This is a genomic window from Lacrimispora sp. 38-1, assembly GCF_049890855.1.
Taxonomy (GTDB): Bacteria; Bacillota; Clostridia; order Lachnospirales; family Lachnospiraceae; genus Lacrimispora.
In genome coordinates this window covers 147,512-162,933 of the sequence record NZ_JBANEW010000058.1, presented here as the reverse complement: position 1 = coordinate 162,933, position 15,422 = coordinate 147,512, and the positions used below count along the sequence as shown (strand labels likewise).

Below are 15,422 nucleotides of genomic sequence, written 5' to 3'. Positions count from 1 at the left end.
TTATGAATAGAGGATGTGCCAGATGAATCCGATTAATTCTAAACAGCTTTATTATTTTACTGTCATTTCAGAAACCGGAAGTTTTACAGCAGCTGCAAAAAAGCTGGGAATATCCCAGCCTCCATTAAGCAAGCAGATTATGCTTCTGGAGGAAGAAATGGGCGTTAAGCTCTTAGAACGGGGAGCAAAAAAAGCAGAGCTTACTGAAGCAGGTACTTATTTATATTTTAAGGCAAAAGACATCTTATCCATGATGGATTCTGTGTCCGGGGATTTAAAGCACTTTCCCTCATCTGCCAGAGGAGTGCTGAAACTGGGAACCATCTCTTCATCCGGAACAGTTCTTGTGGACTTTTTAAAAGTCTTCACATCAGCCCACCCAGGCGTCCGCTTTGAGGTGACGGAAGGCAATACTTATGAACTGCTGGAAAAGATGAAGAACGGGCTTGTAGAGTGTTCCATTATACGAACACCGTTTAACCCGGAAGGACTGGAATGCGTTTATGGTAAGAAAGAACCGATTATGGCGGTGGGAATCCCTTCATTTTTTCCGGATCTTTCAAACCAAAAGGTAAGCATTACCGAACTTGCGGGAAAACCACTGATCTATTACCGCAGATTTGATTCAATTATATCCCTGGCCTTTCAAAACAGTGGCATCGAACCGGATATATTCTGCAGGAATGACGATGCAAGGACCTGCCTTCAATGGGCAAAAGCCGGACTGGGGATTGCGCTGGTGCCGGAGTCCATCTGCTGCAGTATGGGACAGGAAAACCTCCTGTTCAAGGAAATTGATTCTCCTGATACAGTCACCCGGATAGCCGCAGTCTATAAAAAAAATGGCTATGTTTCAAACATAGCCAAGGAATTTGTAAACAGTTTTGGTGAACACACCAGTCTGATTTAATCAAAAAGACTCAACTGGGTTATCTGGTAATTTTTCTTATAGGCGTGGATAATATCCGGCATTTTATAAAGAATCCTGTTTCGCTCGCATTCAGCAGTAAATACCTGCCATAATTTCCGCGCCTTTGGACTTGTGCAATGATAATTATTGCCATACCGTTTCATATAATCCTCTGCAAGGTGCTCTCCTGGAAAAAGCTCTCTTAACCGGTCATAATACCATTCTCTCTGATTATTCCGCAGCGTGACACCAAAGGCCGGATAGATAAAGTCAGCACCGGCCTCTTTTGCGCCATTTATAATTGACCGTATGTTATCCTCATGATCCTCCAGAAACGGGAGCACAGGCATCAGAAGAATTCCTGCAAACAGTCCCTGATCCTTTAACGCCGCAATGAGAGACAGCCGGTCAGAAGGTTTAGAAACTCTGGGTTCTATTTTAGCCGCCAGGTCATCATCAGTTGTTGTGACAGTGACCTTTAATAGTACAGGAGAATGATCTGCTATGCTCTTCAGTATATCCATGTCCCGGTGAAGCAGGCTGCTTTTTGTGGCAATGGCTGCACCAAAACCAAAGGCATCAATTAACTCCAGGGCATGTCTGGTAAGCTTTAAGTCTTTTTCTAAAGGATTGTAGGGATCACTCATTGCCCCGGTGCCTACCACCCCGGTTTTAACCTTTCGCCTTAAATCATCCCGAATAATCCGCAGCGCATCCTCTTTGACGCGTACCGTATCAAAATGGTCTATTCCGTAACAGTCGGAACGGCTGTCACAGTAGATACACCCATGGCTGCAGCCCCTGTAAATATTCATGTTATAATCAATTCCAAACCAGTCGGAAGTCTTTGTTTTTGTTACAATTGTTTTTGCCGGGATGAACTCCATAGATCCACCCTCTCTTTCTTTTTTTACTCAAAAGGTAATCCCTTGATATTTTCTTTCCGCCATGTTAATATGCTTATACGAGATAAGAAGGGAAGCGTTCATTATGATTCGTTTGTTATTGCGCTGCAAGCAGATTTATGACAAGTTTACAAAAGATGAAATGACTGTCTATGCAGCACAGGCATCATTTTTTACCATAATTGCTGCTTTTCCGTTTATGATGCTGTTACTGGCAATGATTCAGTTTATCCCGTCTATTACAAAAGCTAACTTACTGCAGCTTTTGGTCACAGTAATCCCCAGCACCTTAGAGATTGACAGCGTTATCGTTACCGTCATTGAAGATCTTTATACCAAGACCCCTGCAGCAATTTTATCCGTAACTGCCATCGCCGCGATCTGGTCTGCTTCCAGAGGGATGCTGAGCATAGAACGGGGATTAAACCGGGTTTTCGGACAGGAGAAACCCAGGGGTTATTTAATGACCCGTTTCATCTGTGCCTGCTATACGGTTGTATTCATCATCATCTGTCTCCTGACTCTTGTGCTGCTCGTGCTTGGTAGTTCCATACAGTCATTTATGGACCACCATTTTCCCATTCTGGCCGAGATCACACAGTACGTCATCAGTTTCCGCACCATGCTTTTATTTATTCTGACCTTGTGTTTTGCCATGCTCTATACTTATGTACCTGTGAAAAAGCAGCAGTTTGGCAGGCAGCTGCCAGGTGCCATCTTTTCCACCCTGGGATGGATCGGTTTTTCCTTCGCCTTTTCCATGTATTTCAGCAATTTCAGTAATTATTCTGTCATGTACGGAAGCCTGACTGCCATTGTTCTTTTAATGTTATGGCTGTATTCCTGTATCTCCATCCTGTTTTTCGGAGCCGAAATCAATTACTATTTTTCAGAAACCCAGAGAGACTGATCACGATCCCAGAAAGCCAGAGATTCCCTTAAGAATCCCTGGCTTTCTTAAATCAGAGTAATGCTCTTAAGAAAACAGAGGCGTTGACAAATACCTGTCTCCCGTATCCGGAAGAAGTACTACAATTCTTTTTCCTTCAAATTCCGGCCGTTTTGCAGTCTCTTTCGCAGCCCAGACAGCCGCAGCTGAGGATATTCCAACAAGAATTCCTTCCGTCTTTGCAATCTCTTTTCCAGTTTCATAAGCATCATTATTCTCTACAGGTATGATTTCATCGTATATCTCCTGGTTGAGTATTACAGGAACAAACCCGGCTCCGATGCCCTGGATTCCATGTGGTCCTGGCTTTCCGCCTGAAAGAATGGGAGATCCTGCCGGTTCAACTCCATAAATTTTGATGTCAGGATTTTTACTTTTTAAAAATTCTCCCACTCCGGTGATGGTCCCCCCTGTTCCAATCCCTGCAATAAACACATCAACCTTACCGTCTGTATCAGCCCATATTTCAGGACCTGTTGTTTCCCGGTGAATCCCTGGATTGGCTGGATTATCAAACTGCCCCATGATGACGGAACCTTCGATCTCTTTTTGCAGTTCCTGTGCTTTGTCAATTGCACCTTTCATGCCCTTCGTTCCTTCAGTTAGAACTATTTCAGCTCCATAGGCTTTTAAAAGATTCCTTCTTTCCACGCTCATGGTTTCCGGCATGGTAAGAATTGCACGATAACCTTTCATGGCTGCAATGCTGGCAATTCCGATTCCGGTATTACCGGAAGTAGGCTCAATAATGGTAGCACCCGGCTTTATTCTGCCGCTTTTTTCTCCATCTTCAATCATGGCTAACGCTGCCCTGTCTTTTACACTGCCTGCCGGGTTAAAATATTCCAGCTTTGCAATAATGGCTGCCTTAAGTCCGTGCTTTCTTTCATAATTGGAAAGTTCCAGCAATGGAGTATTGCCAATGAGTTCCTGGGCACTTTTCCTGATATTTTCCATAATCAACCTCTTTTCCCATGCGCTTCTGATGCTACGCATGTATCCTGATTACATTTTATCTGCAGGCATGTATTATTATGATAAACCATAGATCTTACGGTACTTCTCTTTTAGATAGTCAATAAAATATTCCGGGGTGAAATCCTCTCCTGTAGCAGCCTTTAAAATCTCACGGCTTGTCTTCATCTTTCCGTACTGATGGATATGGACCCGCAGATATTCTCTGATCACATGAAGCTTTCCATCTCTTAAAAGCTGATCAAAGTCCATTTCTTTTTTCATATGGAAATACAGCTGGGCACCGAATGCATTTCCAAGTGCATAGGATGGGAAATATCCGAACAACCCCTGGGACCAGTGAATATCCTGTAAAATGCCTTCCGAAACATGTTCCGGACGTATCCCTAAATATTCCTCGTATTTATCAGCCCAGATTTCCGGCAGTTTCTTTAAGTCCACGTCTTCTTCCATAATCATCTTCTCCAGCTCATAGCGGATCAGAATATGAAGGCTGTAAGTCAGCTCATCTGCTTCCGTACGGATAAAGCCTGGATCAACTTTGTTAACAGCCTCAACATACTGCTCCAGGGGCACAGATTTTAACCGGTCAGGATAAAGCTCCTTTAATTTATCATAAAGAGGAATCCAGAAATTGGGATTACGGCCAATGATGTTTTCATAAAATCGGGACTGGGACTCGTGCATTCCCATAGAGGTTCCCTGTCCCACCGGCGTCTGGGTAATCTCATCCGGAATGCCCAATTCGTAAATTCCATGACCGCCCTCGTGTATAACAGAAAACATGGAACTGTCCATCTTATCGTGGTAGCTGGTGGTGATGCGGACATCATGATTGTGGAGATTCGTGGTAAAGGGATGGGCGCTCTCTGACAGTACTCCCTTTTTAAAATCAAATCCTATATACTCTGCAAGGAACCGTGCCATCTCTTCCTGTTTTTCTCTGGGATAACCGCCGGTAAGAAACGAATCATCGATCTCTTTTCCATGTTCTTTAATTTCCTTTAGAAGAGGAACGATCTCTTCCTTCAGCCTGTCAAAAAACTCATCCAGAAGTTCTGTCTCAAACCCCTTCTCATATTCAGCAAGAAGGACGTCGTAAAGCTTCTGGCCTTCCTTCTTCCGGTAGGAGGCAAATTTCTTTTTAAAATTAATTACCTTTTCTAATGTTGGCAGAAAAAAATCGTAATCCTCATTCTTCTTTGCCTTAACCCATATTCTCGCCGCTTCCGCTATCAGCTGGGCATTCTCCCTGTATTCCGATTTCGGTATGCAGATCAGTTCTTCTCTGGCTTCCTTCGCTCCCTTAAGTACAGCCTGCTCGGTTTCAGATAAATCAGATGCTTTTTCACATGCAGCTATGGCATCTCCCATTTCATCGCCTGTCATAAAACCGTAATACTCCTCTGAAAGAGTACCAATCACCCTGGCGGTGTAAGATCCTGATTCTTCGGGGGCCAGTGTCTCATTATCCCACTCAAAAAGTACGAGAGCAGTTTGCAGAGCCATTGTCTTTTCCAATATGGAAGACAATGTTTCATAAGTTTTATTCATGATAATTTCTCCTTTACAAAAAATCGGGACATTCTGTATGATTGTCTCCAAACCCAATTAAATAATACCGCAAAGTTTTACTTTCCGGTACCAAAAATGGAAGCCTCTTTTATATCAAGGCTGACCAGCCATTCCCTGATCTTATCTTCTCTGTAAGATGATACGGAAAAATCCTCTAATTGAAAATCAATGGCTATATCCGTTTTCATGGTGGCAAGAATTTTAGACAATACAGCGGCCTTTTCACCGCAAAGTTCTTCCTCACTGGTCTTCGTCATGGCCTTATACGGCGACCTTGATATTCCTAAATCGTTCTTCCAGAAATCCTGAAGATCCTTTAACCTCTTTTTATCTGTTTCTGCTTCATGTATGGCTTCATAAATGCGTTCTACGGTTCCATACTCTCTAAGAAGTACAGGCGCTGCACTGCTGACGCCCTTCACTCCCGGAATATTGTCAGAAGCATCGCCCTGAATTCCTTTTAAATCCGGTATCTGCTCCGGTCTCACACCTTCCTCATGCAAAACTGTATCTGAGGTATATTCAAATACTTTTTCAGGGAGATTAATCTCTTCTTTTCCCATCCCGTAAAAAGAATAATATTTTTTATAAAGCTCGTCCGCCTTCTCCTGGCGGGACTGAACCATCCATGCACGCACATTGTGTTCATCACTGACCAGCTGAAGATAGTCATGATCCTTTGTCAGAACAACCATGGGAATCTGCTCTCTGAATTTCATTACCAGACTTCCTGCATAGTCATCCGCCTCATACTGATCACTGTAAAGCACCTGAAATCCCGCTTCCTCCAGAATGCGTTCCATCAATACAAACTGATCCTTTAACGGTTCAGGTGTTGATCCTCTTGTCCCCTTATACTGGGAATACAGTTCTCTGCGGAAGGTGTCCCGTGTTTTATCAAAAACAAAAGCCATGTGGTCCGGCTGCTGTTTCTTCATAAGTGAAACTACCATCTTCAGCATACCAAATATGGCATTGGTATACGTTCCGTCTTTGGCATGAAGAATCTTATCATAATGTTTCAGCTTTTCCTCTTCTGTCTTAGCAAACATGATTTCCCTGGGTAATACCGCATAATAGCAGGTTGACAGCATGGATGAGCCATCTACAACTACAAATTTATTCTCTGACATCTATAACTCCATTCTTTCCCGCACCTGACGGAATTAAGTAAAATAACTCTGCAAATCTGTTTCATTCTTTGCGCCAAGCCGCTTCATGATTTCTTTCCGCTCCTGAGCAGACAACCCCTTCCAAAGCTTTTGAACGCGGGGATCTGAAAATCCAATATAGGGCAGACCATTTCTATCACATTCATAAGATGATAAGTAGTGATTAAGTGCACTCCATTCCACATAAAAAGCAGTGATACTGCGGCTTAAAGAGCTGACTTTTGCCATATTCGTTCCTCCCGGATAAATTTTGCTGACTTCATGATGCAATGCCGCTCCGATTATTCAGAATCAATCTTCCAAATCTGTACTTCGCCCTGATAATCCAAAAAGCAGCTGTTTAAAATTTCTTCTACCTTACCCCAGTCTCCTCCTGCATTCCCGCATCCGATTCCGTACGGAAATGCAACCTTCTCCAGTTTGCCTCTGACATCCACAAAATCACGGATCTCATTGACAGCCTGTGAAAGCGCTTTATAATCGGTATAAACACCATTCTTCCCATAATTATCCTGACCATAAAGATTGGCAATCAGAAACCACCGGCCATTTAATTCAACCGGCTGTGCCGACACCCTCCCCAATAAACCGGAGGTGATCCCGCCGGACTGTTCCTGCCACTGCTTCGTGATAATCCGGTATGTCTTTTCTACTTCAGGGAACATCTTTTTAATCTGACCTGCGATCCCCCGTCCAAATACTCCCTGACAATTCACCTGATGACAGATAATGTCTGCATCAGAAGTAAAGATATCTCCGCTGTAATACTTTAGCATAATTCTCTCCTCCAAGCTTATCTAATCAGATATCCTTACTCATTATACCCTGATTTTCCAGTTATTCATAGTACATTCCTTAAGTTTTAACATATAATTTCCAAAAACCCGTTGAAGTATAGGGAAATAAGATTTATAATAAACATTAACAGCAAATAAAAAAGGTTAGGTACGGAAGAGAATGGAAAAAGAGATTAAATGCCCCTACATTATATTTAAAATTGCAGGTTCCTTATACTGCATAAACAGCAAATACATATCCACAATTTTACAGCTGCCGGAATACAGCACCATTCCTGCCGCACCTGCTAATGTCACCGGAATGTTTAAACACCGGGACAAAGTCATCAATATGATGGATTTACGCATCACATTCGGTTTAAAGCCTGTTTCCGAAGAATGCAAAGACTTTGAACAGATGATTGATGCCAGGAAGCAGGACCATATCAACTGGGTCAATGAGCTGGAGAGGTATATTAAGGAAGGCGGATCCTTCACTCTTGCCAGAGATTCCCACCAGTGTGCTTTCGGAAGATGGTATGATAATTTCACCACTGACAACATGACAGTTACCAATCATTTGAAAAAAATTGAAGAACCTCACGAGAAGCTTCACAAGGCAGCTGCAGAAGCGGAAGCCTGTAAAAGAGACTGCGAAAACTGCCAGGAGTCAGAATGCTTACAGACCGTTCTAAAACGTGTGAAGGGTGAATCCATGCCAGTCATATTAAAGCTTCTGGATCAGACAAAGGATTTATTCCGCTCCACAATTTATAAGGAGATGGTTCTGATCTTAGATGGCATCCAATGGGGAATTGTAGTCGATGAAATCGTCGCGGTGGAAGATCTGGATGTTATTTCAGAGCGCCACGAAGATCCTATGGTAAACCATTGCTCCTATTTGGGACGTGTCATGGAAAGTGAAAAGCGGGAAGGACTGATCTTTGAGCTTAACCCCGAAACACTCACTGCCAAGTTCAAGGATCTGGAATCCACTTTTTAATGAACGGCAGGTATGCATGGAATGTATAGAAAAGAGCCGGAAAAGTTTTGGCAGAAGCTTTTCCGGCTCTTTTTACAGTCAGAAAACTGGCTCTGACTTTTTTCAGAAATACTTTTTATTGCCCCAAAGGTTACTCTTCTTTAAATCCAGATATTCATTATAGGCTTTTTCCAGAATCTGCTTTTCATTGGAAAACTTCAGAAGATGATACGCTTCATGGAACTTATAGTATCCTGAATCAATAAAATATTCTTCCCGTTGTGGTTTACTGTAATAGCTGTCGGCCATCATGAGATACCAGTATACATCCTTTTCCACCATATCCTGAGGCGTATTAAAAGAATACTGACTCTTACCAATGTACTTGATAATGGACGCACTTACCCCGGTCTCTTCCCTGACTTCCCGAAGTGCCGTCTCTTTATACTCTTCACCCGCTTCTACTGTTCCCTTTGGCAAAACCCAACCTTCATACTTGTTTTTGTAATTCTTATATAAAACCAGAATTTTACCTCGAAAAATAACCACACCGCCACAACTCGTTGCTTCTATCATTGCAATTCCTCCAGAGTGAAACCGTAAATCCATCCGGATCCCGGTTTTGGTGTGTCTCACAGACTGGCTCTAGTATACCTCTTTTTATAATGATATGCAAGTGTGTAATCGCCGAAAGAACAGGCGGTAAACTTCCCTTATCTGGAAAAATACAAATCAAAAAGCGACCTTGCGATAGGCGCGGCGGCCTTGCCTCCGGCTCCTCCCTCTTCCACAATCACGCTGACTGCGATCTTAGGATGATCTGCAGGAGCAAATCCCACAAACCACGCATGCGTCTCTTTGTTCTTATCAAATTCTGCTGATCCCGTCTTTCCTGCCACAGTATAGGCATCTGTCCGGACGGCAGATCCTGTCCCATCCGTGACCACGGCTCTCATCAGTTCCGTCATTCTGGCCGATTCTTCTGCAGTCATGATCGTTCCATAGGCCTGGGGAACAAATTTTTTAATGATGTCTCCGCCTGCATTCTCCACATGATCAATGAGATAAGGCTTCATCAATGTTCCTCCGTTTGCAATGGCCGCAGTAATCATGGCGTTATGAAGAGGAGTGATCTGGGTCTGTCCCTGCCCAATGGCAGTCTGAAGAATCTGCCATGTATCCGCACCTGGCGCCATGGTATAGGAGCTTCTGTTGGAAGGAAAGGGCAGGGAAAAATCTGTATTGAACAGCAGCTGTTCAGATGTGTTCCTTAACCCGTTTAAATCCATCAGAAGACCAAGACTTGAAAAGGCTCCGTTGCAGGAGTTGGCAAATGCCTGGGTGAAATTCTGATGTCCATGGGCAGTTTCATGATAGCATTTTATGGAATAATCTCCATTTTCATAAATTCCGTCACAGTCAAAGACATAATCCTTGTAACTATCCGGATTCTCCCTGATATATTCCAGTGCTGTAACAATCTTAAATGTGGAACCCGGCGGATAAAGTCCCTGGGTTGCACGGTTTAAAAGCTGTCCTGATGTATTCTCCTCTGCAACCAGACTGTTCCAGTCACTTAAAATGGTATTGGGATTATAATCTGGCTTTGACACCATGGCAAGGATCTTACCTGTATCAGGTTCCATTACAATAACTGCCCCATTTCTTTTTCCAAGTGCTTCGTATGCCTTTTTCTGAAGATCCACATCCAGGGTTGTCACAACGTTATCTCCCTGGTTTTTCTTTGAATACAATTCATTAATTACCTGTTCAATGATATTGACATGGCTGGTAAGCAGATAGAAATTAGACTGGGCCTCCAGACCGGTCTTTCCGTTCACCGAGTATCCAACTGCATGGGCAAACATGGAATCATATGGATATACCCTTGTCTCATGCCCTTCCCCATCCACATCAGTCCGTGCAAGTATCTGACCGTTACTGCTCCTGATCTCACCTCTTACTACCCGGTCGGCAAAGCTGTCCAGCCTGGCATTATAGGAATTATTGATCACACTATCACTCTTCACCTGTAGAAAGTATCCATAATAAACCGCCAGACCTATAAAAAGCAGAACAACTCCATAGGTCAGGATTAAGATCTGGTGATTTGCTTTTGGATTTGCATTAGCTTTCATACTCGTCCTCTTCCTCTTCATTGCGTTTGAGAATATAAAGTCCCTGGATGATTCCAAAAATAATAAAAGTGCTTAACACCGAGCTTCCCCCATAACTGACGAGAGGAAGGGTAACGCCGGTAGATGGAATGAATTTTGTAACTCCTCCTACCGTCAAAAAAACCTGGATCGCATAGATCATACCAAGTCCAAAGGCGATAAGTTTGTAAAACACTGCCTGCATGCTGCCAGCCACCATCATAAACTGAAGAAAGCATCCGAGACATATCAGCAGGACACAAAGAGCAAAAATACCTCCCAGTTCTTCTGAAATTGCCGAGAAGATAAAGTCTTTTTCCACGACTGGAATCTTCCTCGGCATACCACGGTAAAGTCCCATACCAAACCAGCCTCCTGTTCCAATTGCAAACAGGGACTGACTGATCTGATATCCTTTCCCGGCAATATCAGACCATGGATTTAACCAGGCTGCGACACGTGTCTTCACATGACTGAACAGCTGGAATGCAAGCACAGACGAAAGAATTCCTCCCGCCGTTCCCCCAATTAAGTACCGCCATCTGCCGGTTGCTATAAAAAGCATAAACACATAGGTAATAAAGAAAATAAGTGCACTTCCTAAATCCTTTGAAAGCACAAGTATCAGAACATGAAGCGCTGAAATACCGCTGACAGCGAGAATTGTCTTAAAACTGACAGAGCGGTAAAACATGGTCGCAATAAAAAATACGTAGCTGATCTTCACGAACTCAGACGGCTGAAAGGAAAATCCGGATATTCCTATGGACAGCTGAGCTCCATAACTTGTGGTTCCGGCAACACATACAATACCAAGAAGCAGAACGCCTCCAAGTCCGTAAACCCACGGAATTTTACTCAGCTGCCATACTCTGTCAATCACAAAGGGGATGATACAGGTAACTGCCGCCGCCACAGCAACAATCACAAACTGCTTTAGCGCCTTGTCAAAAGACAGCCTGGTGAGCATAATAAAGCCCACCGACAGAAGCATGCACATGTTATTAACAAGCAGCCTGGATAAGTTCCTGTAAAACAGCCGGTAGAAAAACAGGTAACCCAAAAAGAACACAACCTGTGCCCCATAGAAAACAAGCATCCGCTCATCCTCCGTCTCCAGCCAGATAATCCCGTACGCCAGAAGATGGATCAGAAACATAAAAATGTTCTGACGCCAGCATATGCTGTTTTTTCTCTTTTCGTCCTGAAAAGAAAAATAGCGAAAATTAAAATATGTGTATAAAGCGACTAACAGTATCATTAAATATCTGGATACATCAATTATCAGATTAATCATAAATCACCTACTCTATACCGCGTTTAAAATGTCCCCTTGTAAATTCTGTCAGAAATGCCCCTGCTTTTTTCCCGTTCAGAAACTCATCTGCAAAAACCTGTAAAATCGATTCTGTCTCTTTGGGACTTTCAGTTGTAAACTGAAGCCTGAAAGAGGCGGGTGATAAGGAAGCTACAGAATCACTCATCCCCAAAAGAGAAAGGGGAGCCGAGTTATAAATGGTATTGTAACAGAATGTACAATGGTTTTTTACAGGAAATTCTTTTCCCATGCGGTCTTTCAAATTTAATACCACCGGCGTCTTATCACACCGCTCCAGCCCCTGATGGATGCACTGTGCAGTCACCATCATAGGAAGGCGCCCGTAGATTAAAAGTTCTCCCGGAATCTCTAGTTTTTCCAATTCCCGGCTGTTTAATTCCACCGGCCAGGTAATCTCATGTGCACCAAGCTCCATAAGCATCTCCTGAGCTCTGTTGTTCATTCCGTACATGCCGAAATCAAAAATCAGGTATCCTTCCATGCCTGCGCTTTTTAAATAGCCCGGCTCTTCCATGGACCGGATTAAGTATCCGTCAAATCCGGCTTCCTTCAGAGATATCTGATGGCGTGCAAAGAACTGCTGCGCTTCCGTGCGGAAAATATGCGGCATGGTAAGGAAACATTGTTTTCCCCTGTCATGGCACGTCTTTACATATTGCTTCCACCGTCCCGGCTCAAAATGGCCCGCATCAATATAAATTCTTTTTACATCGGCATTATGAACCACAGCATCAAAGCAATCCGGTTTTTCCAGGGAAGCAGTCAGTTTCGTGGTTGCTGATACCGGGGTACTTAAAATATCCCGCCGTTTACCTCCAGTATCCGTATTTTTGTATTCCCGTCTGTATTTATGGAGTATCTCTGCTTCCAGTGCTTCCAAACCTCTCCGTCTTAAATCATTAAGCGCCTGTACAGGAAGAAAAATATTCCCATTTATCTCCGCTTCCAGCTTTTCAAATTGAAAGGGGGTATTACCCGTTTTATTTAACTGTTTTAATACCTTTTCTTCTGACATCGGCTGATTCTGAGCTGTCATTACCAGATCTCCTTCAGTCACAATACGATGCTCCTTTAGCTGAAGGATGAGCAAAGCCTTCTCTCCTTCCGTCAGCAGAACTTTTCCTGTAACAGTCTCTTTTAACTGCTTTTCAATATAATCTCGATCCAGCATTTCAAATAACTGACTGTTGCCTTCCCGAAATGAAGGTTTTTCCTTCCAGACAATCATATCCCTGCCGTTATGTTGTCTGTAATATCCCTCTGTCTGTCCGCCTCTGTCAAACAGATCCAGCAGCATTTTTCGATCCCCGTCCTCTACTTTATATCCGCCTCTGCCTTTTTTAAGATAGAGATCTGCATATTTGCGGTAAATACTTACCACTCCTGCGGAATATCTGGGGCTCTTCATTCTGCCCTCGATCTTCATGGAATATACTCCGGCTTCTATGATGTCCGGTATTATATCCAGTGTACTTAAATCCTTTAAGCTTAAACAGTACCGTTCCTCTTTTTTTCCAAGAGTCTTTCCCCCGTCCTTTACGTCAAAGGGAAGGCGGCAGGTCTGGGCACATCTTCCACGGTTTCCGCTCCGGCCCCCGATCAGGCTGCTGAAAAGGCACTGTCCGGAATAGCAATAGCAAAGGGCTCCATGTACAAAACTTTCAATTTCCACATCGACCTGGTCTTTGATCTGCCGGATCTCTTTTAAAGACAATTCCCTTGCAGTCACAATCCGCTCTGCACCAAGCTCTTTTAAAAGTCCGGCTCCACGAACTCCGGTAATGGTCATCTGTGTGCTGGCATGAACAGGGAGGTCCGGAAATTGTTCCCTGACAAAAGAAAGCACTCCCAGATCCTGTACAATTACAGCATCTAATCCCTGTTTATAGTAAGGCAGAAGATATTCAAAAAGCTCCTTCATCTCCTGTTCCTTCATAAGAGTATTGACAGTTAAATAGAGTTTTCTGCCATGAAGATGAACATAATCAATGGCCTCCAGCAGCTTGTCCTCCCCGGGATTTTCCGCAAAGGCTCTGGCTCCAAACCGGCTTCCTCCAATATAAACTGCATCTGCTCCTGCGGCAACTGCTGCCTTCATGCTTTCAAACGAGCCTGCCGGAGCAAGGATCTCAACTGTTTTTTTCACATCTGCCTCCAAATCTTTCCCTGCGAATATTCTGATTGATAAAAAGGAGGAGGTCACGGACAATCCATGAGACACCCCCTCCTGCCTTATTCATTCCTGTCTGAACCGGAAGAATTCTTCAACCCTGCCAGTTCTGTCTTCACCGCCTCCAGTTTCATCTGAGTTGCAACCAGCTCATGTTTTAAACTGTAGGTTTCCTTTTCCATCTCTGCCTTCTGCTGTTCCAGTGTGGCGATCTGTTCTCTCGCTTTAAAATAATCATCTGCCATGTTTAATTCTATCATAACGTTCTGGTATTCAGCGCTCTGCTTTGTGAATCCTTCCCGACGTTTTAAAGTTATGATCATCTCATTGATGTAGCTGGCAAGGCGCTGTATATAACCTTCTTCTTCACTGCCGCCAAGTGCATAAATCTTGCCATCTATCAAAACTTCTGTATAGTGCTTGGAATTCATGTTGTTCTCTCCCTGTTATCATTTGCTCTTTCTTTACTATATCATACTTTACACAGTTAGGAAAGTTCTAAAATTCAGGCAGTTAAGGCTCCATGGGGATTCCAAGATGCCCATAGGCCCGTTCTGTTGCCACTCGTCCTCTGGACGTGCGGTTCAAAAATCCGTTCATCAGAAGATAGGGTTCATACACATCCTCCAGCGTACCCGCATCCTCACCCAGGGCAGCCGCAAGCGTATCAAGCCCTACGGGGCCTCCGGCAAATTTCTCAATTACCGTGGTAAGAATGGCACGGTCGTTGTAATCCAGTCCGAATTTATCCACATCCAGTATATCCAGAGCGAAATCAGCCACTTCCTTCGTAATAACGCCATGATACTTGACCTGGGCAAAATCCCGGACTCTTTTTAAGAGACGGTTCGCCAGTCTGGGGGTCCCTCTGGAGCGCTTGGCAATCTCCGCCGCTCCATCTTCTTCGATTTCCACTCCCAGTACCTCTGCAGAACGGGATACAATGATCTTCAATTCTTCCGGGGTATAAAATTCCAGCTTCTGAACCACACCGAAACGATCCCTGAGAGGTGCAGTCAAAAGTCCGGCTCTGGTAGTAGCTCCCACCAGGGTAAACTTCGGCAGATCCAGCCGTATGGATCTGGCAGCGGACTCCTTACCCAGCATAATGTCAATGGCAAAATCCTCCATGGCAGGATAAAGAACCTCTTCCACCTGCCTGTTTAAACGGTGAATCTCATCAACAAACAGGACATCGCCTTCCTGAAGATTATTTAAAATAGCGGCCATCTCACCTGGCTTTTCTATGGCCGGACCAGAAGTAACTTTCATGTTCACGCCCATCTCATTGGCAATAATTCCGGAAAGAGTGGTCTTTCCAAGTCCCGGAGGGCCATAGAATAATACATGGTCCAGGGATTCTCCCCTGGCTTTGGCCGCTTCAATATATACCTTTAAATTGGTCCGGATCTTCTCCTGTCCGATATATTCATTCAGGCTTCTGGGTCTTAAATTCGGTTCAATCTTTTTATCTTCTTCTGTTAACTCTGTGGTTATTATTCTACGCTCCATC

Annotated in this window: 15 protein-coding genes; 3 read left to right on the top strand and 12 right to left on the bottom strand. The window is 43.8% G+C overall.

The features are described 5' to 3' along the window. The first annotated feature begins 22 nt into the window (after positions 1–22). Complete coding sequence (locus V7D18_RS16405; protein ID WP_426155679.1) at positions 23–910, top strand: LysR family transcriptional regulator; 888 nt, start codon at positions 23–25, stop codon at positions 908–910. Here V7D18_RS16405 and V7D18_RS16400 read toward each other — a convergent pair. Next, the gene (locus V7D18_RS16400) at positions 907–1,797 is read right to left on the bottom strand and encodes an SPL family radical SAM protein (RefSeq protein WP_426155677.1); all 891 of its coding nucleotides are present in this window, start codon (positions 1,795–1,797) and stop codon (positions 907–909) included. The two genes, V7D18_RS16405 and V7D18_RS16400, sit on opposite strands and share 4 nt — an antisense overlap. A gap of 103 nt (positions 1,798–1,900) precedes the next feature. Here V7D18_RS16400 and V7D18_RS16395 point away from each other — a divergent pair, with 103 nt between their 5' ends. Then, positions 1,901–2,725 (top strand): YihY/virulence factor BrkB family protein, encoded by an 825-nt coding sequence (locus V7D18_RS16395; protein WP_426155675.1) that lies wholly within the window; start codon positions 1,901–1,903, stop codon positions 2,723–2,725. Between the two features lie 66 nt (positions 2,726–2,791). Here the strand turns inward: V7D18_RS16395 and cysK are convergent, their stop codons facing one another. The 5 genes from cysK to V7D18_RS16370 all read right to left on the bottom strand — a co-directional run bounded on the left by cysK (position 2,792) and on the right by V7D18_RS16370 (position 7,262). Further along, positions 2,792–3,721, bottom strand: coding sequence for a cysteine synthase A (gene cysK, locus V7D18_RS16390; RefSeq protein WP_426155674.1), 930 nt, complete (start codon positions 3,719–3,721; stop codon positions 2,792–2,794). Between the two features lie 75 nt (positions 3,722–3,796). Further along, positions 3,797–5,293 carry a carboxypeptidase M32 gene (locus V7D18_RS16385; RefSeq protein WP_426155672.1) on the bottom strand — a complete coding sequence of 499 codons (1,497 nt, stop codon included), beginning with the start codon at positions 5,291–5,293 and terminating at the stop codon, positions 3,797–3,799. A 77-nt stretch (positions 5,294–5,370) separates the two neighbouring features. Beyond that, entirely contained in the window at positions 5,371–6,447 is a 1,077-nt protein-coding gene (locus tag V7D18_RS16380; protein WP_426155670.1) for a 5'-3' exonuclease, read from the bottom strand. 33 nt (positions 6,448–6,480) lie between these two features. Continuing rightward, positions 6,481–6,714 carry a hypothetical protein gene (locus tag V7D18_RS16375; protein ID WP_426155669.1) on the bottom strand — a complete coding sequence of 78 codons (234 nt, stop codon included), beginning with the start codon at positions 6,712–6,714 and terminating at the stop codon, positions 6,481–6,483. A gap of 53 nt (positions 6,715–6,767) precedes the next feature. Further along, positions 6,768–7,262 carry an appr-1-p processing gene (locus V7D18_RS16370; RefSeq protein WP_426155667.1) on the bottom strand — a complete coding sequence of 165 codons (495 nt, stop codon included), beginning with the start codon at positions 7,260–7,262 and terminating at the stop codon, positions 6,768–6,770. 181 nt (positions 7,263–7,443) lie between these two features. On the opposite strand from V7D18_RS16370, the gene V7D18_RS16365 reads away from it, so the two are divergent. Then, on the top strand, positions 7,444–8,265 hold the full coding sequence (locus V7D18_RS16365; RefSeq protein WP_426155665.1) for a CZB domain-containing protein: 822 nt from the start codon (positions 7,444–7,446) through the stop codon (positions 8,263–8,265). Positions 8,266–8,367: 102 nt separating this feature from the next. Here the strand turns inward: V7D18_RS16365 and V7D18_RS16360 are convergent, their stop codons facing one another. From V7D18_RS16360 to ruvB, 6 genes are all read right to left on the bottom strand, one after another. After that, a complete protein-coding gene (locus V7D18_RS16360; RefSeq protein ID WP_426155663.1) occupies positions 8,368–8,820 on the bottom strand; it encodes an NUDIX hydrolase in 453 nt (150 codons plus the stop codon). Between the two features lie 137 nt (positions 8,821–8,957). Further along, positions 8,958–10,403 (bottom strand): peptidoglycan D,D-transpeptidase FtsI family protein, encoded by a 1,446-nt coding sequence (locus V7D18_RS16355; protein WP_426155662.1) that lies wholly within the window; start codon positions 10,401–10,403, stop codon positions 8,958–8,960. Next, positions 10,372–11,697, bottom strand: a complete 1,326-nt coding sequence (locus tag V7D18_RS16350; RefSeq protein WP_426155661.1) for an FtsW/RodA/SpoVE family cell cycle protein — start codon at positions 11,695–11,697, stop codon at positions 10,372–10,374. The genes V7D18_RS16355 and V7D18_RS16350 overlap by 32 nt, the downstream gene beginning before the upstream one ends. Before the next feature lie 7 nt (positions 11,698–11,704). Next, positions 11,705–13,837 (bottom strand): DUF3656 domain-containing U32 family peptidase, encoded by a 2,133-nt coding sequence (locus V7D18_RS16345; protein WP_426155832.1) that lies wholly within the window; start codon positions 13,835–13,837, stop codon positions 11,705–11,707. A 134-nt stretch (positions 13,838–13,971) separates the two neighbouring features. Then, entirely contained in the window at positions 13,972–14,340 is a 369-nt protein-coding gene (locus tag V7D18_RS16340) for a cell division protein ZapA (protein WP_426155660.1), read from the bottom strand. 82 nt (positions 14,341–14,422) lie between these two features. Continuing rightward, positions 14,423–15,421, bottom strand: a complete 999-nt coding sequence (ruvB, locus tag V7D18_RS16335; protein ID WP_426155658.1) for a Holliday junction branch migration DNA helicase RuvB — start codon at positions 15,419–15,421, stop codon at positions 14,423–14,425. Between the last annotated feature and the right edge of the window lies 1 nt (position 15,422).